Source organism: Eggerthella guodeyinii (assembly GCF_009834925.2).
GTDB lineage: Bacteria > Actinomycetota > Coriobacteriia > Coriobacteriales > Eggerthellaceae > Eggerthella > Eggerthella guodeyinii.
The window spans coordinates 1054399-1080001 of the sequence record NZ_CP063310.1 but is presented as its reverse complement, the minus strand read 5'-3'; the positions used below and the strand labels follow the sequence as shown (position 1 = coordinate 1080001).

Below are 25603 nucleotides of genomic sequence, written 5' to 3'. Positions count from 1 at the left end.
CACAGCAACGCGCTCGCAAGCGCGCACGCCCCTGACCGCCCCGTGCGCCTGCGCAGACGGTCAGCGACGCACCAGGAGACAGACGGCGGTTGCGGAGATGCCCTCCTCGCGGCCCTCGAATCCCAGATGCTCGGTGGTGGTGGCCTTCACGCCCACGTTCTCCACCGGCACGCCCATGGCGGCGGCCAGGTTCTCGCGCATGGCCTCGCGATACGGGAAAAGCTTCGGTGCCTGCGCGGCGATGACGGAGTCCACGTCGAGGATGGCGTAGCCCTCGGCGCGCACCTTGTCGGCCACGGCGGCCAGCAGCTTGAGCGAGTCGGCGCCTTTGAAGGCGGGGTCGGTGTCGGGGAACAGCTTGCCGATGTCGCCGCCGCGGATGCCGCCCAACAGCGCGTCGGAGATGGCGTGCGCCAGCACGTCGGCATCGGAATGGCCCAGCAGCCCGCGCGTATGGGGGATGTCCACGCCGCCCAGGATGAGCTTGCGCCCCTCGGCGAAGGCGTGCACGTCAAAGCCTTGCCCGATGCGCAGGGACGCGGGGTCGAACGTCTGATCGGCCATCACTCCTCCGCCCCCTTCATGTACATCGTGCGCACGGCGGCGGCCAGCATGAGGTAGTCCTCGGGCACGGTCAGCTTGATGTTGTCGCGCTTGCCCTCCACCACCAGCACGCGACCGCCCAAGCGCTCGATGAGCGACGAGTCGTCGGTGCCCATGAAGCCGTCGGACAGCGCCGAGGCGTGCGCGCGGCGGTAGATGCCGGCGCGGAACACCTGGGGCGTCTGCGCATTCCAGAACACGCGGCGGTCGGGGGTCCCCACGATCACGCCGTTCTCGACCACCTTCAGGGTGTCGACGGCCGGGTGCGCCACCACGGCGCCGTCGCAGTCGATGTTGCCCTTCAGCGTGGCGATGGTGTGCGCGATGAGGTCGGGCGTGATGAGCGGGCGGGCGCCGTCGTGCAGGATGACGTAGTCGAAGTCGTCGGGCACGAACTCGAGGCCCGAGAACGCCGATTCCTGGCGGCTGGGGCCCGAAGGCGCCACCACGATGGGTGTGACGAACGGGAACGGGTCGATGGCGCGCTTGAGGTACTCGTCGCAGCGGTCCTCGGGGCACACGATGACGATGAGCCCGATGTCCCCCACGGCGTCGAACGCCTCGGCCGACCAGGTGAGGATGGGCTTGCCCGCGATCTCCACGAGCTGCTTGCCGCCCTCCTTGCCGAACCGCTCCCCCGTGCCGCCCGCCAGGATGATGGCGGCCGTCTGGGGGTTCTTGTCGACTTCGCCCTTGAGGCCGCCCATCGCCTGCGACAGCGCGTCGAAGTCGAGGTCGTTCAGCGCGAGCTCGGGGGTGTTGAGCACCGCGGACGAGAACACCGGGTCGATTGTCTGCGTCATAAGGTCTTCCTCTCCGCCTTGGGTTGTTCTTCCGCCGCCCCGCCCCTGCCGCCTGCGAGCGTCACGGAGCCTAGTCCCGCTCGCCCGGCTGGCGCACGGTGATCTCCTGCGCCTTCAGCGACACGCGGGAATGGGGCGGAACCGACGAGGTGACGAACGTGGAGCCGGCGATGACCGATCCCGCCCCCACCACCGTTTCCCCGCCGAGCACCGAGGCGTTGGAGTAGATGGTCACGTCGTCCTCGATGGTGGGATGGCGCTTCACCCCGGCAAGCCGCTGCCCGCCGCGCGTGGACAGCGCGCCGAGCGTGACGCCCTGGTACAGCTTCACGTGGTCGCCGATGACGGTGGTCTCGCCGATCACCACGCCCGTGCCGTGGTCGATGAAGAAGTACTCGCCGATCTGGGCGCCGGCGCCGATGTCGATGCCCGTGCCGCTGTGCGCCAGCTCGGTCATGATGCGCGGGATGATGGGCACGTTCTGCCGGTACAGCACGTTCGCGATGCGGTACACGTAGATGGCGTACAGGCCGGGGTACGAGAAGATGACCTCCTCCTTCGACCCGGCCGCCGGATCGCCGTCGTAGAGGGCCTGCACGTCGGTGAGCAGCACCCGCTGGATGCTGGGGAGCTCGTCGAAGAACACCGTGCACACCTCGGAGGCGCGCTCGCAGATGTGCTCGGGCGTGCTGCCGCCGCACAGGTGGCGCGCCGGATCGACCACCGCGGCATCGCGATCGTCGGACGTATACGTGATGGCCAGGACGATCTGCTCGCGCAGCACCCGCTCGATCTGGATGAGCGTCTCCCCGATGAAGTACTCCGGGCTGGTGGACGGCGTGAGCATCTCCTCGCCGAAGTAGCCCGGAAACAACACCCGGCGCAGGTCCTTGAGCACGCCCTTCACGGCCGAGCGGCTGGGAAACCGCCGTCCCGGCTTCGTGAAGAAAATCTCGTCGGCCTCGTAGTTCTTCTCGATGGCTTTCACGATGCGATCGAGGTTGTCTCCGAACATGGAACCTCCTGAAATCGGTTGATCCGCTGCGCCTCCCGCAGGGCGCCCCGCGTCGTCTTGCACGTCGGCAGGGCCGGTTTTCGGTCGGCTTGCGACGTGCCTAGTATACGACAAATGTGAGCGCAGGGCACAAGAAACCCCTGCTCCTCGGGCTTCGGATTCCAACCCAAGGAACAGGGGCGCTCTGGCGGAGGGGGGCTTAGTCGGCCGCGCCGCCGCTCACCGAGCCGCCGGTGTTCACGCCGGCATGGCCCAGGTCGTAGTTCGTCAGCAGCAGCTCGGCTTCCCGCGCGATGCTGTCGCGCTTGCGCGGCGCCGGGATGGAGCCCGAGCCGGCGGTGAACACGAGCTCGCCGTCGATCGCGTCCACGTCGATGATCGAGCCGCTCGTCCACGTGCCCTCGAGGATCTCCTCGGACAGCGGGTCCTCCAGCAGGCGCTGGATGGCGCGGCGCAGCGGGCGGGCGCCGAATGTGGCGTCCGTGCCCTCCTTGGCGATGAGCTTGCACGCCGCCTCGGTCAGGTTGATGGACATGTTCTGCTCGATCAAGCGCTCGCGCAGGTCGGCCACCATGAGCTTGACGATCTGCGAGATCTGCTCGTCGTTCAAGGACTTGAACACGATGATCTCGTCGATGCGGTTCAGGAACTCAGGCCTGAACAGCTTCTTCATCTCGGACATGACGCGGCTCTTGATCTCCTTGTCGGACAGCCCCGCGTGCTCCTCGGTGGAGAAGCCCAGCGTGGTGGGCTGCGCGATCTCGCGGGCGCCCACGTTCGAGGTCATGATGATGACTGCGTTGCGGAAGTCCACCGTGCGGCCCTGCGCGTCGGTCAAGCGGCCCTCCTCCAAGATCTGGAGCAGGATGTTGAACACGTCGGGGTGCGCCTTCTCGATCTCGTCGAACAGCACCACCGAGTAGGGGCGCTGGCGCACGGCCTTCGTCAGCTGGCCGCCCTCGTCGAAGCCCACGTAGCCCGGAGGCGAGCCCACGAGGCGCGACACCGAGTGCTTCTCCATGTACTCGGACATGTCGAAGGACAGCAGCGCGTCCTCGGAGTTGAACAGGAACTCGGCCAGCGCCTTCGACAGCTCCGTCTTGCCCACGCCCGAGGGGCCCAGGAAGATGAACGAGCCGGCGGGGCGCTTCGGGTCCTTGAGGCCGGAACGCGAGCGGCGGATGGCCTTCGACAGCGCCGTGACGGCCTCTTCCTGGCCGATGACGCGCTCGTGCAGCGCGCCTTCCATACGCAGCAGCTTCTCGGTCTCGGCTTCGGTGAGGTTCGACACGGGCACGCCCGTGCTCATGGACACCACGTCGGCGATATCCTCCACGGTGACCTGGTGGACGGACTTCTGCGCGTCCTCTTCCCACTTCTTCTCGGCCTCGATGCGCTTGTCCTTGAGCTCGGACTCCTGGTCGCGCAGCTGGGCGGCGCGCTCGAAGTCCTGGGCGGCGATGGCCGAATCCTTCTCGCCGCGGATGGTGCGCAGCTCCTCGTCGAGCTCGCGCAGCTCCTTGGGCAGCGTCATGTTGCGGATGCGCATGCGCGCGCCCGCCTCGTCCAGCACGTCGATGGCCTTGTCGGGCAGGAAACGGTCCTGGATGTAGCGGCTGGACAGCGACACGGCCGCTTGCAGCGCCTCGTCGGTGAAGTGCACCTGGTGGTGCGCCTCGTAGCGGTCGCGCAGGCCTTCCATGATGCGCAGCGCCTGCTCCTCGTTCGGCTCGCCCACGGTGATGGGCTGGAAGCGGCGCTCGAGCGCGGAGTCCTTCTCGAAGTGCTTGCGGTACTCGTCGATGGTGGTGGCGCCCACCACCTGGATCTCGCCGCGGGACAGCGGCGGCTTCAGGATGGCGGCCGCGTCGATGGAACCCTCGGCCGAGCCCGCGCCGATCAGCGTGTGGATCTCGTCGATGAACAGGATGATGTCGCCCGCGTCCATCACTTCCTTGATGCACTTCTTCAGGCGCTCTTCGAACTCGCCGCGGTACTTGGAACCGGCCACGAGCGCGCTCACGTCGAGCGTGAACAGGCGCTTGCCGCGCAGGATGTCGGGCACCTGGTTCGACACGATGAGCTGGGCCAGGCCTTCGGCCACGGCCGTCTTGCCCACGCCCGGCTCGCCGATGAGCAGCGGGTTGTTCTTCTGGCGGCGCGAGAGCACCTGCATGACGCGCTCGATCTCGCCCGCGCGGCCGATGACCGGGTCGAGCTTGCCGTCGCGCGCCTTCTGCGTGAGGTCGGTGCCGAATTCCTTCAGCACGCTGTCCGACGACCCGGCGTTCGGGTCGAAGGGGTTGCGCCCGGCGTACACGGGGCTCTGCCCCACCAGGTCGTTGAGCGCGCCGCGCACGTCGTCGCCCGACACGCCGAGGCGCGTGAGCACCTCGAGCGCGGTGCCGTCGCCCTCGCGCACGATACCGAGCAGCAGGTGCTCGGTGGAGATGTAGGATTGCCCCATCTGCATGGCCTCGCGCAGGCTGTTCTCCAGCACGCGCTTCACGCGCGGCGTGAACGACAGATGGCCGGACACGTCGGTGTCCTCGTCGATGGCGACCACCTGGCGGATGGCCTGCACGACGGCGTCGTACTTCACGTTGAGGCGGTCGAGGGCCTGGGCGGCCAGACCGTCCTTCTCCTGTATGAGGCCGAGCAGGATGTGCTCGGTGCCCACGTAGGGCTGATGAAGCGAACGCGCCTCATCTTGCGCCAGGACAAGCACCTTGCGCGCTTTGTCCGTAAACTTCTCAAATGACATGTAAAGCCTCGATTCTCGCGGAGCTTCTTGTGTTTCGTAGTACATGCTAGCACTCTCGTCAAGAGAGTGCCAACACGGCGTGCACCGCACACGCTCGCTCCATAACTTGCGACCGTACGATGACGCCCTCCATCGTATCACGGCCTGCCCTTTCGCGCGCGCAACCCGGCGGATGACTCCTAACGTGCTCGCTTCTGAAAAGGAGCCGAAAAGAACCCGCCCGCCTCCCATACGCGGAAAGGCCGCCCGGCGACGTGATGCGCGGGCGGCCTTTCGGAAACGGTTGGTGCGGGACGCGTTAGTACAGCTTCGCGCCGGCGGGGATGCGATCGTCCACCATCAGGAGGTTGAGGCGCTCCTCGCCCTCCTCCTCGTGGATGGCCGAAAGCAGCATGCCGCACGAGTCGACGCCCATCATCTTGCGCGGCGGGAGGTTGGTGATGGCGATGAGCGTGCGGCCCACCAGCTCCTCCGGCTCGTAGTAGGCGTGGATGCCGGACAGGATGACGCGGTCGGCGCCCGTGCCGTCGTCGAGCGTGAACTGCAGCAGCTTCTTGCTCTTGGGAACGGCCACGCACTCCTTCACCTTCACGGCGCGGAAGTCCGACTTGCTGAACATGTCGAAATCGACCTCGTCCTCGAACAGCGGCTCGACGACCACCTTCGAGAAGTCGATGGGCGCGACCGCAGAAGCCTCGGCAGCGACGGCCGGCTGCGCGGGGCGCGGGCGGGCGCCCGACGGAGCCTCGTCCCTCATGTGGGGGAACAGCAGCACGTCGCGGATGGAGGGGGCGTCGGTGAGCAGCATGACCAGGCGGTCGATGCCGATGCCGCAGCCGCCCGCCGGGGGCATGCCGTACTCGAGCGCGCGCACGTAGTCGTCGTCGTAGCCCATGGCCTCGTCGTCGCCGAGGTCCTTCGCCTCCACCTGCGCGCGGAAGCGCTCGGCCTGGTCGACCGGGTCGTTCAGCTCGCCGAAGGCGTTGGCGTACTCGTGGCCGCAGATGAACAGCTCGAAGCGCTCGGTGAGGTTCGGGTCGCCGGCCTTCTTCTTGGCCAGCGGCGACACCTCGATCGGGTGCTCCGTCACGAACGTCGGCTGGATGAGCTTCTCCTCGGCAACCGCCTCGAAAATCTCGGCGATGAGCTTGCCCTTGCCCCACGCGTCCTCGGCATGGCCGCCGTTGCGCTCGAGGATGACCACGAGCTCGTCGCGCGTGCGCTCGAAGCTCACGTCCTCGCCCGCGCCGTCGCTGGCCAGCTCGATCATGGTCGCGCGGCGCCACGAGCCGCTCAGGTCGACCTGCTCGCCCTGGTACTCCACCTGGAGCGTGCCGCACGAGGCGAGCGCCGCCGCCTGGACGACGCCCTGCGTGAGCTCCATCATGCCCTCGAGGTCGCTGAACGCCTGGTAGAACTCCATCGTGGTGAACTCGGGGTTGTGGTAGGGGTCCATGCCCTCGTTGCGGAACTGGCGCCCGATCTCGAACACCTTCTCGAACCCGCCCACCAGCAGGCGCTTGAGGTGCAGCTCGGTGGCGATGCGCAGGTAGAAGTCCTTGTCGAGCGCGTTGTGGTGCGTGACGAAGGGCTTCGCGTTCGCGCCGCCGAGGATGGGGTGCAGGATGGGCGTCTCCACCTCGTAGTAGCCGTGATCCTCCATGTAGCGGCGGATGGCGGAAACCACCTTGAAGCGCTTCTCGAACGTGTCGCGCACCTCGCGGTTCATGACGAGGTCGACGTAGCGCTGGCGGTAGCGCGTCTCCTTGTCGGCCAGGCCGTGGAACTTCTCAGGCAGGGGGCGCAGGCTCTTGGACAACAGCTCGAACGACGCCACGGACACGGACAGCTGCCCGCGCTTCGTGCGCATCATCGTGCCCTCGACGCCGATCCAGTCGCCCACGTCGAGGTCCTTGAGCTCGGCGAACGCTTCCTCGCCCAGCGCGTTGATGCGGCAGAACAGCTGCATGTCGCCCGTGGAGTCGCGCAGCTCGAGGAAGGCGAGCTTGCCCTGGTCGCGCTTCGCCATGACGCGGCCCGCAACCTTCACCTCGTCCTCGGTGGACGCGCCGTCCTCGAGGTCGGCGTAGCGCTCGGCCAGGTCGGCCAGGTGATGCGAGTACGCGAACGCGTGGCCGTACGGGTCCTTGCCCGCCGCCATGAGCGCCTCGCGCTTGGCGCGGCGCACCGCGATGGGGTCGTCTTCGATGATCTGCTCGGTGGTTTCGATGGTGTCGCTCATCAAGTATCCTTCAACCTCGGGCTTTAGTGTTCCAGCTTCAGAATGGTCATGGTGATCTGGCGGCCGGTGGGGCCCGTGGTCTCCACCACGTCGCCCTTCTTGTGGCCCAGCAGCACCGAGCCCACCGGCGACTCGTTGGAGATCCTGCCCGCAGCAGAGTCGCTCTCCGCGCCGCCCACGATGGTGAACACGCGCTCGCGGCCGCCCATGTCGACGGTCACCGTCGAGCCGATGTGCACGCTGTTCGAGCGCTTCGGGGCGTTGACCACCGTCGCCTCGGACAGGATGCGGCTGATCTCGGCGATGCGCGCCTCCATCATGCCCTGCTCGTTCTTGGCGTCGTCGTACTCGGAGTTCTCCGAGATGTCGCCGAACTCGCGCGCCACCTTGATGCGCTCGCCGATTTCGGCGCGCTTCTCGGTTTCGAGGAAGTGGAGCTCCTCCTCGAGCTTGTCCTTGCCTTCTTGCGTGAGAATGAAGTTGCTGTCTGCCATGAATGCTCACCTGTCCAATTACAAAAACATGCACGCTCGTCGTCAAGCGTGCTTACCGATACCTGATATGAAAAAAGCGGTATGTGCAGAGCGCCGAGCGTCTACACATACCGCGAACCAGACGAATGAAAGGCTACTCGGCTTTTTTCTTAGCCGCGGTCGTCGTCTTCTTGGCCGTGGTCGTCTTCTTGACGGGCTCCTCGACCTCTTCGATCACTTCTTCTTCCTCGTCATCGGCTTCTTCGATGTTCTTATCGCCGCCGCCCATGCCTTCGCGAAGATTCTTGACGGTCTTGCCGATGGCACCACCGAGCTTCGGGAGGTTCTTGGGCCCGAAGATGAGCAGGATTACCGCGAGAATGATGAGAAGCTCAGGCATTCCCATTCCCAGGATTTTCATACGTTCCTCCAAATTGCTCGTGCGAAGCGCGCCTCTCGCAGCCTCGCCCACCCTGACGCAGCCAGAGTACATGCCTATGCAAAAAAGGGATGTTCCCCATCCCCTTTAGCAACCAAACAACTGCTTTCACAGCGACGGTTATGATAGCACAATGTTACAAAAGGTAAAAGAAAATGCGGTGATAATTCCCTTTCCACGCCTTTTCCACCGATACGCCGCGTCCCGCCTTCGCCATGGCGAGAAGCCTTTCCCGCGGAGCCCTACGCGCTTGGGAGCTGACCGGTTCGTTCGAGGTAGAACGTTGCCCAGGCTGCTTCCTTGTAAGGATTCAGCCAGAGAAAACCTATTCCGAGGGAGAGCGCCGACAAAAAGACCCAGCCGAGGAAGGTCAAATCCAACCAGAAAAGGCGGCTCTTGTGTCCGCGCATAAGCTCTTTGGACTGGTCGATGGCGTCCATCACGCCGATATCCGGGTTTTGCGCCATGAGATAAGGCGCCATGGCATAGCGATAGGCGGCGATGATGCCCGGAATAACGAACAGCAGCGACCACGCGAAAATAAGAAGTCCCGTGACGAGATTCAACAGAAAGCATCTGCCCAGGTTTGGGAATTTGGAGAACAGGACGTCGAATGCCGCAGGAGCGTCTTTCTTGATCAAGTTGATGTTGAACTGGCAAAGCCCTTGGCGCACTGCCCCGCCGATGATCAAGGCGATAACGCCGCATAGAGCGGCGATGACGCCGAAGAAGGCGAACGATTCCGCGAAAGCAGGATGAAGATCGAAGGGGATATACGTTGCATGCTGATGAAACCCGCCAGAACCATTGACCGCGTCGAAGGTGTCACCCGCTTGCATGGTGATAGACGGCGACACGGCGGCATTGACGCCGCCCAAAATCACCGCAACCAAGGTAACGAGCAGCGCTACGCCCCACGTACCCTGCAAAGCCTTCCGAGCGATGGCGCGAATCTGGCTTGCGCACACGGCAGCCTCCTTCATCCGACAGCTCTTCCGAAAGGAACCGTGTGCCCCCCCCCCCCGGCCGATCACAGTATCTCATGCGATGCCGCCGATTCCCCGATCCCATTGAACCCGTTTTGGATCCCGCTGTTCGGCTGGAGACTGCCGGCCCTATGCAGAAATCTTGAGTATCGAGGCCCTACTTCACAGAGAACAGCCCCGAAAGATAACTATGGCTACCGGGCATGTTCTCAATCGGCTTGCTTCCGATGAGCTCTACGCTTTCGGCATCGTATTGGTATATCGCCCAATCTCCGAGCACGTATATCGACCCTTCAGTCACAACCATCTGCATCGCTTCGTGCTCGAAAGCATGCTCTTCGATAGCCCCCGTCTCTAGATCCACGATGCTCAGCGCGCTATCGTCTTGCCCCTGGACGACATTGTAGTGGGCAACGTAAAGCTTGCCATCCGCGATAGCCACGCTCGAAGGACCGCCCTTGCTTAATGGAATGGAGCTCAACGTGTTGTCTTTAGTGTCGAGCACGCCAATTTGTTTTCCCAGCAAGCCAACGCTGCAGAAATAGATTTTGCCTTCATGCACAACCACCCGGTAGGCATCCGAATCATAACTGCTGCAATCGATCGATTCTTTGAGGACCAGGTCTTCGTCGTAGCAATAGATCATCGAAGAGTCGTCATCGAGAGACATTCCGAAAGCATACAGGCTGTCTTCGCACCAAACGATTTTCGATACATAAACCCCCTCGATAGCTATCTTCGACACGTCCCCGTTGTCGATCCGGCAGCGATTTATATAAGACGAATCGCAGGTGAAGACGTACTCATCGTTCACGGCCACATCATTCATGGCCGATCGACCGATGGCGTGCGTTTGAGAAGCGAGGGAAGCTACATCGACCTGAAGGACAGCCTCGCCGTCTCTAACCTTAGACCTTCCTTGGGGAATAACAAAAAGACTGCCTTGGTAAACCAGGGGATCGTGAAAAACGTCGCCCAAGTTTGCATAGCGCAGCGGAAGCTGCGTCACCTCGTTCAGCTCCCTATCGTAGAAGATGATCCTGCTCGTTTCATCCGTTCCACGCGTTTCGATGACGCCGATGGAGGCGTCGACGGGCGCAACCCGCTCGCCGTCCGAAGCGCAACCATACAAGCCGATCACCGTGAAGAGCATCGCGCCGATTAGAAAGGGTACCGAAACTCGTTTCATAGCCAATCCTTTGATTGCAGGCATCAGAGCAACTTCTGGAGACCCGAAAAACCCGATCGGATGAATGATCGACCCTAAGATTAACACGAACCGAGAACAAAACCTGTTTATTCGGGCATCGACGGGAGCCAAAGACAACGTTGGTCAGGAGAGCGCAAGCGAAGCGTCGAAGGCGTGCTGGCCGCTTTTTGTTCCGATTGAGTCCTCTCGGCAAAAGAAAAAGGCCAGCCGCGAACGGCTGACCTGCAAATTCTGGTCGGGTTGACAGGATTTGAACCTGCGGCCTCTGCGTCCCGAACGCAGCGCTCTACCAAGCTGAGCCACAACCCGAAATACTGCTTCAAGCAGCGACGGATATGATAGCACAACGAATTGGAAAGCAAAAGAAATATGCTCGACAATTTCGCATTTCGCATTTTCACCGTCAACGCAGTAGCGTGCAGGACCCGTTGCGCGCCCGCACCCCCCGCGCTACTCCGTACGCAGGGCCTCGATGGGGTTCTTGGCGGAGGCGCGGTAAGCGGGGAAGATGCCGAAGACGAGGCCGATGGCCGTGCTGGCCGCCACCGCGACCCCCACCACGCCCCACGATGCGACGAACGCAAGCCCCACCGTGGTGGCGAGCAGCCCGAGCGCGAGGCCCGCCGCGATGCCGATCGCACCGCCCGCCACGCTGATCATGAGCGCCTCCAGCAAAAACTGCGCGAGGATGTCCGAACGACGGGCACCGAGGGCCTTCTTGATGCCGATCTCGCGCGTGCGCTCGGTCACCGACACCAGCATGACGTTCATCACGCCGATGCCCGCCACCACGAGCGATATGCCCGCGATGCCCGCCAGCAGCAGCGTCATCGTGTCGTCGATCTCGTTGCCGGCGCGCAGCATCTCGTCCTGCGAGACGATGTCGAACTTCCCGGGGGCGATGCCCGCCTCGTTCGCGAGGTGCGCGCCGAGGGCGCTCTTGGCCGCGTCGATGGCGTCGCTGCCGGGGGCCTTCGCGTAGAACGACTCGATGGCGGCGCCCTCCCCCATGCCCACCGCCGTGGAGAACGGGACGAGGGCCACGTTGCCCGTGGTGAGGCCCATCGACTGGCCCTGGTTCTCCAGCACGCCCACGACGGTGAACTCGTCGCCGTCCAGCTTGACCGTGCAGCCCACCGCGTCGGCCGGGGAGCCGAACAGCTCGGTCGCCACGTCGGCGCCGAGCACGATCACCTTGCTGCGGTTCTCGCGATCGACCGCGTTGAGGTTGCGGCCCGCCTGCAGCTTGAGGTTGCGCACGTGCAGGTAGTGCTCGTCGGTGGCTTCGATGAACGCCTTCTTGGACACGGTCGACCCCACCGACAGCTTCTTCATCAGAGGTTTCGAGGGCGCGACGCCGTCGACGGCTTCGAGGTTCGCCATGTCGGCCAGATCGTCGTAGCCCAGCTCGCCGTCGTAGAGGTACGCCGACAGCGCGTCGCCCCCGAGCGCCTTCATCTTCTCGCTCACCTGCTGGTTCGATCCGTCGCCGATGCCCACGAGGATGATGACCGACGAGATGCCGATGACGAGGCCCAGCATGGTGAGAACCGTGCGCAGCCCGTTGCGGAACACGGCGTGCACCGCCGTGCGCGCCAGCTGACTATACCGCATGACGCCCCCTTTCCATCTCCTGTATCAGCCCGTCGGCGATGCGCACGACGCGCTGCGCGCCGTCGGCGAGGTCCTGGTTGTGCGTGATGAGGATGACCGTTTGGCCCTCCGCATGCAGGTGCCCGAACAGCTCCATGATCTCCGCGCCGGTGCGCGAGTCGAGCGCGCCGGTGGGCTCGTCGGCCAGGATGATCTCGGGCTTGCACACGAGCGCGCGGGCGATGGCCACGCGCTGCTGCTGGCCGCCGGACAGCTGGTTGGGCAGGTGGTGCTCGCGTCCCTCGAGGCCCACCTGGGCGAGCAGCTGGCGCGCGCGGGCGTCGGCCGCCTTCGCGCGCATGCCCGCATAGCTCAGCGGCAGCTTCACGTTCTCGAGGGCGGTCAGCTTGCCCAGCAGGTTGAAGCTCTGGAACACGAAGCCGATCTTCTCGTTGCGGATGGCGGCCAGGCGGCGGTCGGACAGCGCGCCCACGTCGATGCCGTCGAGCAGGTAGCGGCCCTTGTCGGGCACGTCGAGCAGCCCGAGGATGTTCATGAGCGTGGACTTGCCCGACCCGGACGGCCCCACGATGGCGAGGAAATCGCCGCGGTTGATGTCGAGGTTGACCCGATCGAGGGCGCGGATGGCCTCGCCGCCCAGCTCGTACGTCTTCGCGACGTGCTTCAAGCGAATCATGCGCGACCTCCCGCCTAGGCCGAAGGGACCGCGGACATGATGGCCACGTCGCCCACGTCAGCGCCGTCGAGAGAGCCCGCTTCGTCGAGCACCACGTCGTCGCCCTCGTGCAGGTCTTCGCCCGACACCTCGACGACGGTGCCGTCGGTGATGCCGGCCGTGACGGGCACCATGCGCCGCTCGCCGGTTTCGGCGTCGTACACCTCGACGTGCTTGTTCTCGCCGGCGCCGCTCACGGCGCTCACCGGCACCGTCAGCACGTCGGTCGCCTCGTCGACGGTGATGGACAGGTTGGCGGACATGCCCAGCTTGATGCTGCCATCGTTGGGCACCTCCACCGTGATGGCGAACTTGGAGCCGGTCGCCCCGTACGTGCCCACCTCGTTGATGTTCGAGATGACGCCGTCGTACGCGCGCGCCTCGTCGGCGCCGAGCCTCACCTTCACCTCCTGCCCTTCGGCGAGCGCCGCCAGGTCGGTCTCGGACACCGGCAGCACGATGTTCACCTTGTCGATGCGCTGCACCTCGATGAAGTGATCGTCCTTCGTCACGGCGCCCTTGTTCTTCTCGGGCAGCGTGTAGTCGGTGACCACGAGGTCGTACGGGGCGACCCACGTCTCGCCGTTCGCGAACGTCACGAGCTTCTCGCCGACCGCAATGCGCTTGTTGAGCGGCGCGTCGAACGACTCGAGCCAATGCCAGCTGTCGGCCGGCTTCAGCTTCTCGGTTGCCAGCGGCTTCACCTCGCCCACGCCGGTGACGGCCTGCTGCACCGACCCGCGCGTCACGGGCGCGGTGAGCGGCGGCGCTTCCTGCGGCTCCCCCGCAACGGCGCCCTTGATCTCGTCGCCGTACGCGAGCCAGACGGCCAGGCCGCCCGCCAAGGCGAGCAGCAGCACGACGACGAGGGATTTTCCTACGATGCTCTTCATGATGAACGCTCTCTTTCGCTCGCGGGACGGCTACGCCTCGTCGGCCGAGGCCGAGGGCGCTTCCGAGAAGGTGATGTCTTCCACGGCGCCATCCGGAATGGGCTCGCCGGACGACGTGGCGGGTTGCCCCATCTCGGCCGGGGCGAAGGTCTTGACCGCCAGCAGCCCTCCCAACACCACGATCACGGCAACCAGCACGCCCACGATGATCTTGAATCCCTTCGACTTCATAGTCTGCTCCTCACTGCGCGCTTCGCGCATCGCTTCGCTTGCCTGACGGCGGCCAGTCTAGCGAAAGGCGCCTTAAAACTTCCTGAAGCGGGAAGGACGAGATGCGAGTTCGGGAAGAGCGGGAACGGAAAGGGCGGCGAGGCGCCCTCGTTTCAGGCTCCGTTAAGGTTGCTCGTGCTAGAATGGCGGCATGAAACTGCTGATCGTGGAGGACGATCGTCTCCTCTCAAACGCCATAGCCCGCAGCTTGCGGGACGCCTACGCCGTCGATCAGGCATTCGACGGCGAGGAAGGCCTGTTCTACGCCGCGCAGGACGTGTACGACCTCGTCGTGCTCGACGTGATGCTGCCCGCACGCGACGGCTTCTCGGTGCTCGAGGCGCTGCGGGCGCGCGGGGTGCGCACGCCCGTGCTCATGCTGACGGCGAAGGGCACGACGGCCGACAAGCTGCGCGGCCTGCGCTCGGGCGCCGACGACTACCTCACGAAGCCCTTCGACCGCGACGAGCTGCTCGCGCGCATCGAGGCCATCCTGCGGCGCGCGACGGGGCGCGCCGACGTGACCACCATCGCGTTCAAGGGCCTCGTGCTGCACACGCAGACGAAGCGGGCCGCCATCGACGGGCAGCCGCTGGCGCTCAAGGGCAAGCAGTACGACGTCTTGGAGTACCTCGTCAGCCATGAAGGCAGCCTCATCTCGAAGGACCGCCTGTTCGACAAGATCTGGGGGTTTCTGTCCGACACGTCGTCGAACGTGGTTGAGGTGTACGTGAGCGCGCTGCGCAAGGCGCTGGCCCCCTCGGGGTACGACCGCTACATCAAGACCATCCGCGGAGCCGGCTACCTGTTCGCCGAGGAGGACCATGTCTGAGCGCACGCTGATCCGCCGCGAGCTGGCCAAGCAGACGGCGCTGCTGTTCTTCGTGTTCGCGCTGCTGTTCGCCCTGCTGGGCGTCGGCATCTATTCCATGGTGAGCGCGAACATCTTCCGCTCGGCCGACGAGAACCTGGAATCCATCGGCACGGACGCGGACCTCATCACGTTCGACCGGACGACGACCGGAACCGAGGCCGCAACCCCGCGCGCGAACACCGTCGACGACGCCGATGCGGACGATGCGGACGATGCGGACGACGCCGACGATGCGGACGCCACCGCGCCTGACGACGTGGCCGCCGAGCTCTCCTACTCCATCCAGCGGGGCATCGTCGATGCCGACCCGCAGTTCATCACGCTCGTGCGCGACGCGCAGGGAGCCCTGCTCGACACGGTGGGCCTCTACGCCACCTACCCCGCCTACCTGAACGACGTCCCCTTCGATGCGGGCGACCTCGACCGCATCTACCAGGTGTCGGCGGGCGGGCACGTGTACCGCGGCATCGCGTACGACCTGGTGGGCGACGATGCGCCCACCTACCTGCAGGTGCTCGTCAACGTGGACTCCGAGCTGGCCATCCTCGACGGCTTCACGCGCACGCTCGTCCTCTACCTCGCCGCCGCGGTGGTCGTGTCGGCCGCGGCCAGCTACCTGCTGTCGCGGCGCACGCTCAAGCCCATCGTGGAGAACTGGCGCGCGCAGACGGAATTCGTGCAGAACGCCTCGCACGAGCTGCGCACGCCGCTCGCCGTGATACAGACCACGGGCGAGCTGCTGCTCGACCATCCCGACAGCCGCGTCGTCGACCGGTTCGAGGACGTGAGCGCCATCACGTCGGAGACGAAACGGCTCGCGCGGCTCGTGGACGACCTCATGGCGCTGTCGCTCGACGACGCCGGGCGCGCGACGCTCGACGCGAGCACGGTGGACGTCGACGCGCTCGTGCGCGACGTGGCCGCCGCCTACGACGACTTCACCTCGGTGCAGGACAAGCGGCTCACCGTGGAAACGGCGTTCGGCCAGGCCGTCGAAGCCGATGCCGACAAGCTGCGGCAGCTGCTGGGGATCGTGCTGGACAACGCGTTGAAGTACACCGCGCCCGGCGACGAGATCGCCGTGCGCACGCGCGCGTCGGGGGCGAAGTGCGTCATCGAGGTGGCCGACACGGGCTGCGGCATCGACCCCGCCGACCGCGAGCGCGTCTTCGAGAGGTTCTACCGCGCCGACAAGGCCCGCTCGCGCGAGACGGGCGGCCACGGCCTGGGGCTGTCGCTCGCGCGGTCCATCGTCGAGGCGCACGGCGGCACCATCGCGCTCGCCGCCAACGACCCGCGCGGCACCGTCGTCGTCATCGCGCTGCCGCGGACGGCCGCTTAGCTCGTCGCGCGCTCGCGCTCCTTCTGGGCGAGACGGTCGAGCGACACGATCTTCGTCATGATGACGCCGTCGGACACCACGTCGCCCGCGTCGTCGTAGGCCGTCACGTTCCAGTACTGCTTGACGGCCCCCGTACGCTCCGAAACCTCCTCGCGGTCGAGGTCGGCCACGCCGCGCAGCGTGCCCCCCTTGCCGCTCTTGCGGTGGCGCACCTGCACGTCGATGCCGAACGGGCGCTCCTTGTCGAAGTCGGTGTTCTGCTCGGTGCCGATGCTGGCCACTGTTTCCAGCAGTGCGATGGTCGCGCCGCCGTGCAGGTAGCCGTGCGGCTGGAACACCTCGGGCGTGATGGGCATGACCGCCTCGACGTGGCGCTTGTCGGCGGAAACGGTCTCGATGTGCAGCGTATCGGTCAACGCCATGGAAGCCTCCTTCGCGAAGCCGCCGCGAGGCGGCGGCCGGACTGCTGGTTTTTCGTCAAGTATACCCGCCCCGTCGCGCCGCGGCACCGGACAGACCGGCGCGCCCGTCCCGGCTTAAGCTTCGTCGTCCAGGCCGCGGATGAGGCGCTTGATCTCGTCGGGGATGTCGCGCGGCTCGGGGGCGGGCCTGCCGGCCAGGTAGCCCTGCACGTAGTCGGCGCCCAGGACGCGCAGCGCGCGCAGCTCGGCCTCGGTTTCCACGCCCTCCGCTATCACCTGGATGCCGCGGTCGTGCGCGTACCCGATCAGGTTGCGGGCGATGTCCTGGTGGTCCTTCGCCACGTCGATGTCGCGCACGATCTCCATGTCGATCTTCACGAAGTCCACGTGGTAGTCGAGCAGCGACGTCTCGCCATTGTAGCCGCTGCCGAAGTCGTCGATGGCCAGGCGCCCGCCGAAGCGTCGCGCGAGCGCCTCTTTGTACAGGGCCATCTCGCGGCTGTAGTCGCTCTCGGTGATCTCGATGACGAGGTGCTTGAGCAGGCTGGGATACCGCTCGCTCAGCACGAGCTCGTCGTCGGCCGACAGGCGCTGCGTGGCGATGCTGTTCACGAACAGGGTCGCCCCGTGCGCTTCGGGATAGCGCGAGAACGCCTCGAGCGCGCCGAAGAACGTGAGGTGCTCCACGCGGTAGAGCTTCGACTGCGAGCGCGCGAGGGCCAGCACCTGGTCGGGCGTGGGGATGGTGTCCAGCTTCGAGCGCATGAGCGCCTCGTAGGCCATGACCTCCCCTTCGCGCAGGTCCACGATGGGCTGGAAGTGGTACTCGACGAGGTTCTCCTCCAGCAGGCGGTTGAGGTCCTCCTTGTTGTTCACGATGAACGACTTCTCCTCGTAGCTCTGCCGGTCGAACGAGAACAGGTCGCCCTTGCGGCTGCTCTTCGCCAGGTACATGGCGAAGTCGGCGTACTCGCGCAAGTGCGCGTAATCGACCGCGTCATCGGGGTAGAATGCCGCGCCCATGGACGCGCGCACCTTGAGCACCTTGCCGTCGGGCGCTACGATGGAGCTGGCGTCGAGCAGGGTCCGGAACGTGTCGAACAGCGCCTCCGCCGCCGCGCGGTCGGGGCACACGTCCACGAACACGAGGAACTCGTCGCCGGAGATGCGCGAGTAGAACCCCTTGTCCCGGAACGCGTCGTCCACCACGCGACCGGCCGCCTTGATATAGAGGTCGCCCCAGTCGTGCCCGTAGATGTCGTTGATGAACTTGAGGTTGTCGAGGTCGAGCATCAGCATGGCGCCGAACGCGGGCGGGCGCTCCGCCAGCAGGTCGGTCACCTCCTGCTCGAACGCACGGCGGTTGAACAGCCCCGTGAGGATGTCGTGGTCGCGCTCGTGCTCGATGCGGCGGCGCGTCTCGATCTCGTGCGTCACGTCCTCCACGAGGCCCAGCACGCGGCTGTGCTCGCGGCTCTCGACCACGACGATGCGCACCCACGACGTGCGGTGCGGGCCCGAGATGAGGTAGCGGCCCTCGTCCTCCACCTCGACGTAGGGAGAGTACCACTTCATGAAGCGCTGGAACTCCTCCGCGTTCAGCGTTCCCGACGCGATGCGGTGCGGGTCGAAGTACGACGGATCGGGCGGCTCGAGCACGGCGAGCGTGGCGAAGAACCCGTCGGTGTAGGTGATGACGCCGGTCTCGTGGCTGTACTCGAAGGCGCCGATGCCGCGGTCGGACAGGCGCAGGATGCGCGACAGGCGCGACGCGGTCAGGGCCACCTCGGTGCCCATCGACTCGATGGCCTCGGACAGCTCGTCAACCTCCACGATGCCCGTCGGCGTGAACGCGATGGGCTGCTCGGGCTGGGCCGCGCGCACCTCGGACATGAGATGGCGCAGGCGCGAAGACGACACCCAGGCGGTGATGACCGCGATCACGAGGCCCACCACGAGCGAGATGACGAACACGGTAGCGAGGTTGCCGGCCAACGACTTCGATGCGGAGAACAGCTCGTCCTCGCGCTCGAGTCCCACGAGCGCCCAGTGGTCGTCGGCGAACGGCGACGTGCTGTCGTACAGCTGGATCTCCGACGCACCCGCGATGGCGCGCGCGTCGGACGAGGGGTCGGTGGGATCCACCACCATGCGGTCGCCCTCGCCGATCGAGGCGGTGAACGACGAATCCTCCAGGTAGAGGCTCTGCGAGCCGCCCGTGGTGGCCAGCGCCTCGTAGGTGCGGTCCGCGCCGGACAGCGGCGCGACGCCGCCGTCGCGGGAGAAGCCGCCGTCCTCGCCCGTGATGGCGAGCACGTACGAGCCGTTGCCGCTTTCGTTGAGGTCGCGGTACGGGAAGAACGAGGCGATGCGGTCGACGCGCACCTCCACACCGATGACGCCCACGATGCCGCCCTGGGAGTCGCGGACGGGCTTGCTGTAGGTGATGGACGAGGTGCCGGCCCAGCCGAGATCCACCGGACGGCCCCAATACCCCAGGTCGCCGGCGTTCGCATCGGGGTACTGCTCGGCCGCGCGCAGCGGCTCGTAGTAGAACGCGCTCTGGGCGTCGCCTTCGGCCGCCAGCGGGAACGTGGCCGACCACATGCTGTCCAGCGTGATGCCCAGCTGGCGCCCGACGCTGATGGGGCAGGCGGCCAGCATGAGGTCGGAGCCGTTGTCGACGTCGACCTTGGGGTTCGAGTCGCGGATGTACAGCGCGGACCGGTTGTCGGCCTCCCCCTCCGAGCTGTTCGTCAGCACGAGGTACACGCCGTCCACCTCGGCGCGGTGCGAGAACGACAGCAGGTCGTCGGACGTGGACTCGATGAGGGAAAGCGCCAAGTCGGACCCGGTTTCGATATCGGCCGACGTGGCGCCGTAGGCCGCGAGCGTCTCGTCGATGTCGGCGGTCACGCTGTCCACGAGGGGGTCGAAGTCCGACCAGCGGAAGATCATGTCGTTCTCGAGATAGCTCGCACGGCTCGACACGCGCTCCGAGAACAGGTCGTACGCGTCGGTCTCCATCTGCCCGAGCATCTCGCTGCGGGCGAGCACCGCCGAGCACACGACGCCCTGGATGGCCAGCGCGACGCAAAACGGCAAGGCGACGAGGGCGCGGAACGTCACCCCTCGCCGCTTGCCTTTCCGTTTCTGTCCGGAGCGCATGCTCAATATTACGCGATCGCTCCCTTGAGCTGCGTCTCCAGGTCGGCCAGCCATGCGTCGAACACGGCGTCGTCCAGATAGGGGGCCAGCGCCTCCTCGGTCGACGCGCCCGCCGCGACGGCCTCGACCACCGCGGCACGATCGGCCACGGCCTTGTCCGACAGCGTGCGCTCCAGGATGGCGCGCGCTTCCACGCCGCCCTTGAAGGGCGGGTTCGCGTACACGCCCGCCTCGATGGTCTCCAGCGTGGCCGGCAGGTTCACGAGGTAATTGTCCGACGCGCCCTCGATGGACCCGGCCGCAGCCTCGAGGTTCTCAAGCGTCAGCGCGTCCTTGGTGACCGGCACGTAGCCGGCGCTCACCGAGAAATCGGTGTTCTGCTCTTTGGCGGTGAACCACTTGAGGAACTCGGCGCACGCGGTTTCCTTCTTCTCGTCGGACTTCGTCACCACGAAGCCGGCGCCCTGCTGCGGCGAGCACGGCTGGCCGTTCTCGAACGACGGGTTCGGCAGCGCGCCCAGCTCGATGGGGTAGCTCGTGGCGTCGTCCACCGTAACGGTCTGCGGGAAGTACACCACCGAGGACGACGAGCCCACGTAGCATACAAGGTCGCCCGTCTTCACCGCGTCCGAGCGGAACTTGCCCTCGGCCGAGAACCAGCCCTGCACCATGGGCACGTAGTAGTTGTCCCACAGCGTTTTCATCGTGGCGCGGTCGAAGCTCAGCGTGCACGTGCCGCCCTCGATGTCGAGGATCTCGTGGCCGAGCTGCTTCGATCCTGTGATCAGGTAGTTCGCCATCGCATCGCGACCGAAGAACGGACGGCCGTCGCCCGCGACGTCCGGCGTTTGCGCGTCGGTCCACTCGTAGTAGCGCTGCGCCACCTTCGTGATGCCCTCGATGGTGCCCAGCTCGTCGAGCGAGGTGCCCGTGGCGTCGGCGAACGTCTCGAAATCGGTCATGTTGATCTGCAGCGTCTCGGTGGACTTGCCCACCGGGAACACCTTGAGGCCGCCGTTGCCGTTGAGGTCGCCTTCCTCCAGGAAGCCCTCCACGAAGCCGGCCTTCTCCTCGTCGGTGAGGTAGCCCGACAGATCGGCCACCATGCCGAAGCCGTCGATGACCGAAGCCGTGTCGGAATACGACAGGAACGCGTCGGGCATCGACGCGGAGCCCACGAGCCCCTGCGCCGAATCGGTGACCGCGGAGGCGAGGTCGTTCACGCCGCCCTGGCTGGAGCTCGTCACCACGATGCCGAGGTCCTTGCCCTGCGTGGCGTTGAAGTCCTTCACGAGGTCCTCGAACGCCTGCTGTTGCGTGCCGTTGTAGTACGTCCACAGCTCGATCTGCACCGGGTCGGACGGGTCGAGCACGGACGCGGCCGGCTCCTCCGAAGACGTCGGCGCACCCGCGCAGCCGGCCAGCGCCAAAGCCCCCGCGAGCGCGATCGTCGCACCCGCGCGGCGCATGATGTTCTTTTTCATAATCCCCTCATCGTCCTGAATGGCGGCACACCGCCGCCCTCAATGCATCATGCCATTCTAGAACATGGAGAACACGGCGACCGTGTCAATTTAACATTGAAGCACCAAGGGGTGCGCGTGCGCGTCGAACGGGGCGGTGGATCAGCGGGCGCGGGGTGGCTCGACAGGCTCCGGATCGCGGGGTGCGGGGTCGGGATCGACGGGCTGCGCGGCCGCGGAAGGGTCGGAGGCCCCTTGCGGTTCAGGGGATTGATCAGGGGTTTCCGGCTGCGCGGGAGCTTCCGGCTGCGCGGGGGCGGCACCCTGCGCGGGAACCGTCTCGTCGTCGAGGCGCTGGACCATGACCGTGGCGCCCTGCAACGAGCCCTTCCCCTTCTGGTCGCGCACGGCCCGCTTCGCGTCGTGCTTGAACGTCTTGGTGGTTTGGATGAGGATGGCGCCGATGAGGAACGGCATCCAGAACACGATGCCGCGGTACACGAGCGCGATGGACAGCCCCGCCGCGCCCGACGTGCCGAACGACGTGAACGCCACCACGACGGCCGCTTCCACCACGCCCACGCCCTGCGGCGTGATGGAGATCATGGCGAACAGCGTGGCCACCACGTAACCGCAGATGAGCGGCTCGGGCTGGTGCACGCCGAACGCGACGCCCACCAGGCTGAAGCAGGCCAGCTCGCAGGCGCTGGCCGCGATGGAGCAGCCGAACGCCTTCGCCGTGGTCTTGGGGTTGTGCGCGATGAGGCCGGCGGCGTCGGAGAACGACCCCACGATGCGCTCGACCCACGGGTCGATAGGCTTCTTCTTGAACCGCACGAGCACGCGGTTCACGAGCCGCTCGATGGGACGCAGCGCCTTCAGCACGAGCGCCGGGCGCTTGCGGCCCAGCACGAGGACGAGCACCATGGCGCTGACCAACGCGATGACCAGCAGCCCCAGCAGGAACCACAGCGGCGACAGCCCCACCGTGGCCGCGAGGATGGCGAAGCCGATGAGCATGATGGTGGCGAAGCCCGAATCGACGGTGATCTGCATGAGCAGCGCCGCGCTCGTGGCCTTGCCCGGCGCGATGCCGCGGCGGCGCGCGTCGTCCACCACGAGCGTGGTGCCGGCCAGGTTGAGCGACGGCGCGATGGTGTTCACGAAGAACGTGCCGAACACGAGCGGCAGCGTCTCGCGCGGGTTCATGTGCTCGTCGACGGCCTCGAAGGCGTACGAGTAGGAGAAGCTCTGCGCGAAGTACTTGCCCAGCTGGGTGCACACCGCCGCGATGAGCGGGATGACGGCGCCCTGCTTGATGGTCTCGACGAGCTCGACCAGCTGGTCGCCGCGCAGCAGCACCACGGCCAGCACGATGACGATGACCAGCCCGATGAGCAGGTTTCGGATGTTGAACTTCACCGCGATGCCCGCGCGCGCCCGTTCCCCCGCCCTAGCGGAGGAACTCCTTGAGGTCCGAGCGCATGAGGAAGTCCAGCTCGCCGGTGGTGGACGCGTCCGTCTCCAGGAACAGGAAGCCGTAGTTGCCCACGCGCTTCACGTCGAAGGGACGCATCTCCAGCACGTGCGAGAAGCGGCTGAGGAACGCGTCGTAGTCGAAACCCTCGTCGCCCGAGGCGTCGGCCGGCGCGTTCAGCAGCGACATGGAGTACACCTTGTCGGCCTTGTCGGCGAAGACGGCGTCGAAGTCGGGCTCGTCGTCCTCGAGGAACGCCTGGTAGGTGCGGTAGCCGTAGCCGTACCAGCTGACGTCGGTGCCGCCGAGGCCCGCGAAGCGCAGCGGGTTGAACTCGATGGGGCTCACGTGCCCGTCCGACACGCGCACCTCCACGTGCACGGGGAAGTTCCGCGCGCCGATGAGCGCGTTCACGCGGTCGAGCCAGGAGGTGAACATCGTGGACGTGTCGCGCACGATGGCGGCGCTCGTCACGTACATGCGATCGGACGTGTCCTCGGGCGAGGTGAAGTCGTGGCGCAGCACGTTGAGGATGTGCGCGCGGCCCGTCTCGTCGAAGTACGCGTCGAGCGCGTACTCGGTGCCCTCGAGGTAGCCCTCGAGGATGAACGACCCGGCGCCGATGACGCTCTCGGGGTACATCTCGTGCCACGACGAGGCGTTCTTCTGGATGTCGGCCAGGGCGCGCTCCCAGTCCTCGCGGGTCTGGATGGCGTAGACGCCCATGCTGCAGAAGCCCACCGAGGGCTTGAGCACGAACGGTACCGGCAGCTGCGCGAAGTCGAGCTTGAACAGCTCGTCCACCGAGCAGGTTTTGAAGAACAGGTCGGGATCGAGGCCGGCCAGCGCGGCGCGCATGGCGGCTTTGTCCTTGAACAGACCGATGGCCCGCGACAGGCTGTCGTTGTGCGCGTTCTCGACGATCCAGGCCAGGGCGTTCTCGGAGTTCGTGTACACGCGCTCGCCCGCATCGATGCGGGACACGGCCTCTTCGGGCGTCACGAGGTTCAGCGCGCGGCCGGCGCCTGCGGCGTGCGCGAAGCCGTTGTCCAGCACGGGGTGCTGCGACTCCTCGAGCCAGGCGATCAGCGGTTCGGACACATAGGGCTCATCGAGCACGATCATGGTGTGACTCCTCCTTCGTCGGTGCAGCATCGGCGTCCCATGCCGCGGCGGCACCCGCGGGAACCGGCTCGGCATCGTCGCCAAAAGGCAGTATACCCTCATGGCCCGCCTCGCGGCTGATCTCCGCGCCTTTTTCAGCACGCCGTTCCCAACCCGTTTTCCTCTTCACGTGCGGCTGCGCGGCGCTCTCCTCGCGGCGCGAGGCGATGGCACCGCCGATCCCGGCGCGCGGGGACTCCCCCGCCGCGCGGGCCTGCGCGCGGCCGGCGCGCCATGCGCGGAACCGTTCGAGGTTCTCACGAAACTCGCGCACGAGGCGCGGGGCGTCGTCGTGCGGCACGATGGGCCGGTCGAACGCGTCGCGCTTCCAGAACAGCCACACTACCAGCACGAGGGCGGCCACGGCCACCTGCACGGTGTTCACGTACAAAAACTCCGCGCCCGCCACCAGCACGAGCACGCCCAGCGTGAGCGCCCACGCCGTGCGGAAGCGCAGGATGAGGCCCACGGCCAACACGACGAGCACGATGCTGCCCCCGATGAGGACCGGGCCGATGAGCAGGCCGCCGATGTTGATCCAGTCCGTGAGCGTGGTGAACGGCTCGAACGTCTGCGGGATGAGCGCCAGCCCCAGGTTCACGAGGCCCACGACGAGCACGACGGTGCCCGACAGCCAGGCCGTGTCCTTCGCGCGCTGCTCCTCGGTGGGGCTTTTCTTGTCGGCGAAGAATCCCGACTGGCCCAGCAGCAACGCGCCGATGCAGAAGGGAATCCAGAACATGATGCCGCGGTACACGAGCGCGATGGCCGTGGCCGTGGCCAGCGAGCATCCGTGCGCCGTGAGGATGGCGGCGATGGCCGCCTCCACCACGCCCACGCCCTGCGGCGTGGGGCTCAGGATGACCGAGATGGCCGCCACCGCGAACGCCGCCACGAGCGCGGCCACGTTCTCGAAGCCGAACGCGTAGCCGATGGCCACGAGGCACGCCATGTTGAGGATGGCCGAGAACGACGCGTACGCCACGGTGACCAGGGTGCCCTGCGGGTTCTTCGCCAGGATGCCGGCCGACGAGATGAACGAGCTGGCCATCTTGCGCCCCCACGCCGGCTTGAGGTGCTTCTTCAGCAGACCGAGCGCCTTGTTGATGAGCGACTCGATGCCGAGGAACAGGCGGAACAGGATGCGCGGCTTGCGGTAGCCCACCACGAACATGCTGGACAGCGCTGCCAGCACCGCCGCCAGCGCGAGGCCGCCGACGAGGAACAGCGTGTTCATGGAGCCGGACAGCAGCATGGTGAGGAAGCCGATGACCGAGATCACGAGGATGGCGGCGAAGTAGCCGATCTGCGAGAGGATGGCACCGCTCGTGGACGTGCCCGCGTCCGCGCCCGTGCGGTGCGCGTCGTCGATGATGAACGCCACGCCCGTGGCGCCCGAGAACAGGCAGAACGTGTTGATGAACACGAGCGAGAAGATGAGCACGACGTTGTGCCAGAAGCCGGTTTTGTGGCCGACGGCCTCGAACGCCGCATCGTAGGACGCCGCCTGCACGAGGTGGCGCGCCAGCATGAGCACGCAGGCCGCGATCAGCGGCACGAGCGCGCCGGTTTTGAGCGTCGCGAGGAAACTCGCCAGGTAATCGGCGTTCGCGATGAGAAAGCACACTGCGACGATGCCGATAACAAGCAGCAGCGCTTTCTTCAA

General features: G+C 66.1%; 21 protein-coding genes and 1 tRNA gene. 2 read left to right on the top strand and 20 right to left on the bottom strand.

From position 1 onward, the window contains the following. Positions 1-60 precede the first annotated feature (60 nt). The 14 genes from ispF to GS424_RS04270 form a co-directional block, all read right to left on the bottom strand. Positions 61-564, bottom strand: a complete 504-nt coding sequence (ispF, locus tag GS424_RS04335; RefSeq protein WP_160942946.1) for a 2-C-methyl-D-erythritol 2,4-cyclodiphosphate synthase — start codon at positions 562-564, stop codon at positions 61-63. Then, positions 564-1406, bottom strand: a complete 843-nt coding sequence (ispD, locus tag GS424_RS04330) for a 2-C-methyl-D-erythritol 4-phosphate cytidylyltransferase (protein ID WP_154334322.1) — start codon at positions 1404-1406, stop codon at positions 564-566. The genes ispF and ispD overlap by 1 nt, the downstream gene beginning before the upstream one ends. Positions 1407-1476: 70 nt before the next feature. Further along, the gene (locus tag GS424_RS04325) at positions 1477-2421 is read right to left on the bottom strand and encodes a serine O-acetyltransferase (RefSeq protein ID WP_160942947.1); all 945 of its coding nucleotides are present in this window, start codon (positions 2419-2421) and stop codon (positions 1477-1479) included. A 199-nt stretch (positions 2422-2620) separates the two neighbouring features. After that, entirely contained in the window at positions 2621-5185 is a 2565-nt protein-coding gene (locus tag GS424_RS04320; protein ID WP_154334320.1) for an ATP-dependent Clp protease ATP-binding subunit, read from the bottom strand. A gap of 298 nt (positions 5186-5483) precedes the next feature. Next, positions 5484-7427 carry a lysine--tRNA ligase gene (gene lysS, locus GS424_RS04315; RefSeq protein WP_160942948.1) on the bottom strand — a complete coding sequence of 648 codons (1944 nt, stop codon included), beginning with the start codon at positions 7425-7427 and terminating at the stop codon, positions 5484-5486. 23 nt (positions 7428-7450) lie between these two features. Further along, complete coding sequence (gene greA, locus GS424_RS04310) at positions 7451-7921, bottom strand: transcription elongation factor GreA (RefSeq protein ID WP_154334318.1); 471 nt, start codon at positions 7919-7921, stop codon at positions 7451-7453. Positions 7922-8054: 133 nt separating this feature from the next. Then, complete coding sequence (gene tatA / locus GS424_RS04305) at positions 8055-8321, bottom strand: twin-arginine translocase TatA/TatE family subunit (protein ID WP_154334317.1); 267 nt, start codon at positions 8319-8321, stop codon at positions 8055-8057. A 260-nt stretch (positions 8322-8581) separates the two neighbouring features. Beyond that, positions 8582-9307, bottom strand: coding sequence for a DUF975 family protein (locus tag GS424_RS04300; protein WP_160942949.1), 726 nt, complete (start codon positions 9305-9307; stop codon positions 8582-8584). A gap of 175 nt (positions 9308-9482) precedes the next feature. After that, a complete protein-coding gene (locus GS424_RS04295; RefSeq protein WP_160942950.1) occupies positions 9483-10514 on the bottom strand; it encodes an NHL repeat-containing protein in 1032 nt (343 codons plus the stop codon). Between the two features lie 253 nt (positions 10515-10767). Continuing rightward, positions 10768-10844 (bottom strand) — tRNA-Pro (locus GS424_RS04290). Positions 10845-10985: 141 nt separating this feature from the next. Beyond that, positions 10986-12149, bottom strand: coding sequence for an ABC transporter permease (locus tag GS424_RS04285; RefSeq protein ID WP_160942951.1), 1164 nt, complete (start codon positions 12147-12149; stop codon positions 10986-10988). Then, the gene (locus GS424_RS04280; protein ID WP_160942952.1) at positions 12139-12825 is read right to left on the bottom strand and encodes an ABC transporter ATP-binding protein; all 687 of its coding nucleotides are present in this window, start codon (positions 12823-12825) and stop codon (positions 12139-12141) included. Before GS424_RS04280 ends, GS424_RS04285 begins: the two co-directional genes overlap by 11 nt. 14 nt (positions 12826-12839) lie before the next feature. Further along, entirely contained in the window at positions 12840-13757 is a 918-nt protein-coding gene (locus tag GS424_RS04275; RefSeq protein ID WP_160942953.1) for an efflux RND transporter periplasmic adaptor subunit, read from the bottom strand. A gap of 30 nt (positions 13758-13787) precedes the next feature. Then, positions 13788-13988, bottom strand: a complete 201-nt coding sequence (locus tag GS424_RS04270) for a hypothetical protein (RefSeq protein WP_186939611.1) — start codon at positions 13986-13988, stop codon at positions 13788-13790. Between the two features lie 190 nt (positions 13989-14178). Between GS424_RS04270 and GS424_RS04265 the strand changes: the two genes are divergently transcribed. Beyond that, complete coding sequence (locus GS424_RS04265) at positions 14179-14859, top strand: response regulator transcription factor (protein ID WP_160942954.1); 681 nt, start codon at positions 14179-14181, stop codon at positions 14857-14859. Beyond that, entirely contained in the window at positions 14852-16243 is a 1392-nt protein-coding gene (locus tag GS424_RS04260; RefSeq protein WP_160942955.1) for a sensor histidine kinase, read from the top strand. Before GS424_RS04265 ends, GS424_RS04260 begins: the two co-directional genes overlap by 8 nt. Here the strand turns inward: GS424_RS04260 and GS424_RS04255 are convergent. The 6 genes from GS424_RS04255 to GS424_RS04230 form a co-directional block, all read right to left on the bottom strand. Then, the gene (locus GS424_RS04255; protein ID WP_160942956.1) at positions 16240-16665 is read right to left on the bottom strand and encodes a PaaI family thioesterase; all 426 of its coding nucleotides are present in this window, start codon (positions 16663-16665) and stop codon (positions 16240-16242) included. The genes GS424_RS04260 and GS424_RS04255 overlap by 4 nt on opposite strands. A 114-nt stretch (positions 16666-16779) precedes the next feature. Beyond that, the gene (locus tag GS424_RS04250; RefSeq protein ID WP_244977672.1) at positions 16780-19794 is read right to left on the bottom strand and encodes a bifunctional diguanylate cyclase/phosphodiesterase; all 3015 of its coding nucleotides are present in this window, start codon (positions 19792-19794) and stop codon (positions 16780-16782) included. Positions 19795-19841: 47 nt separating this feature from the next. Beyond that, on the bottom strand, positions 19842-21317 hold the full coding sequence (locus GS424_RS04245; RefSeq protein ID WP_160942957.1) for an extracellular solute-binding protein: 1476 nt from the start codon (positions 21315-21317) through the stop codon (positions 19842-19844). A gap of 141 nt (positions 21318-21458) precedes the next feature. Continuing rightward, positions 21459-22718: a lysylphosphatidylglycerol synthase transmembrane domain-containing protein gene (locus GS424_RS04240; RefSeq protein WP_244977671.1), complete on the bottom strand. Its 1260-nt coding sequence runs from the start codon at positions 22716-22718 to the stop codon at positions 21459-21461. 31 nt (positions 22719-22749) lie between these two features. Further along, positions 22750-23898, bottom strand: a complete 1149-nt coding sequence (locus tag GS424_RS04235; protein WP_160942958.1) for an ATP-grasp domain-containing protein — start codon at positions 23896-23898, stop codon at positions 22750-22752. Beyond that, the gene (locus GS424_RS04230) at positions 23882-25603 is read right to left on the bottom strand and encodes a lysylphosphatidylglycerol synthase transmembrane domain-containing protein (protein WP_160942959.1); all 1722 of its coding nucleotides are present in this window, start codon (positions 25601-25603) and stop codon (positions 23882-23884) included. The genes GS424_RS04235 and GS424_RS04230 overlap by 17 nt, the downstream gene beginning before the upstream one ends.

Excerpts from the sequence above, each read along its gene's own strand:
- GS424_RS04245 (WP_160942957.1), bottom strand. The coding sequence starts at position 21,317 with ATGAAAAAGAACATCATGCGCCGCGCGGGTGCGACGATCGCGCTCGCG.
- GS424_RS04265 (WP_160942954.1), top strand. The coding sequence starts at position 14,179 with ATGAAACTGCTGATCGTGGAGGACGATCGTCTCCTCTCAAACGCCATA.
- tatA (WP_154334317.1), bottom strand. The coding sequence starts at position 8,321 with ATGAAAATCCTGGGAATGGGAATGCCTGAGCTTCTCATCATTCTCGCG.
- GS424_RS04325 (WP_160942947.1), bottom strand. The coding sequence starts at position 2,421 with ATGTTCGGAGACAACCTCGATCGCATCGTGAAAGCCATCGAGAAGAAC.
- GS424_RS04255 (WP_160942956.1), bottom strand. The coding sequence starts at position 16,665 with ATGGCGTTGACCGATACGCTGCACATCGAGACCGTTTCCGCCGACAAG.
- GS424_RS04295 (WP_160942950.1), bottom strand. The coding sequence starts at position 10,514 with ATGAAACGAGTTTCGGTACCCTTTCTAATCGGCGCGATGCTCTTCACG.
- greA (WP_154334318.1), bottom strand. The coding sequence starts at position 7,921 with ATGGCAGACAGCAACTTCATTCTCACGCAAGAAGGCAAGGACAAGCTC.
- GS424_RS04280 (WP_160942952.1), bottom strand. The coding sequence starts at position 12,825 with ATGATTCGCTTGAAGCACGTCGCGAAGACGTACGAGCTGGGCGGCGAG.
- lysS (WP_160942948.1), bottom strand. The coding sequence starts at position 7,427 with ATGAGCGACACCATCGAAACCACCGAGCAGATCATCGAAGACGACCCC.
- GS424_RS04270 (WP_186939611.1), bottom strand. The coding sequence starts at position 13,988 with ATGAAGTCGAAGGGATTCAAGATCATCGTGGGCGTGCTGGTTGCCGTG.
- ispF (WP_160942946.1), bottom strand. The coding sequence starts at position 564 with ATGGCCGATCAGACGTTCGACCCCGCGTCCCTGCGCATCGGGCAAGGC.
- GS424_RS04260 (WP_160942955.1), top strand. The coding sequence starts at position 14,852 with ATGTCTGAGCGCACGCTGATCCGCCGCGAGCTGGCCAAGCAGACGGCG.
- GS424_RS04235 (WP_160942958.1), bottom strand. The coding sequence starts at position 23,898 with ATGATCGTGCTCGATGAGCCCTATGTGTCCGAACCGCTGATCGCCTGG.
- GS424_RS04275 (WP_160942953.1), bottom strand. The coding sequence starts at position 13,757 with ATGAAGAGCATCGTAGGAAAATCCCTCGTCGTCGTGCTGCTGCTCGCC.
- ispD (WP_154334322.1), bottom strand. The coding sequence starts at position 1,406 with ATGACGCAGACAATCGACCCGGTGTTCTCGTCCGCGGTGCTCAACACC.
- GS424_RS04320 (WP_154334320.1), bottom strand. The coding sequence starts at position 5,185 with ATGTCATTTGAGAAGTTTACGGACAAAGCGCGCAAGGTGCTTGTCCTG.
- GS424_RS04285 (WP_160942951.1), bottom strand. The coding sequence starts at position 12,149 with ATGCGGTATAGTCAGCTGGCGCGCACGGCGGTGCACGCCGTGTTCCGC.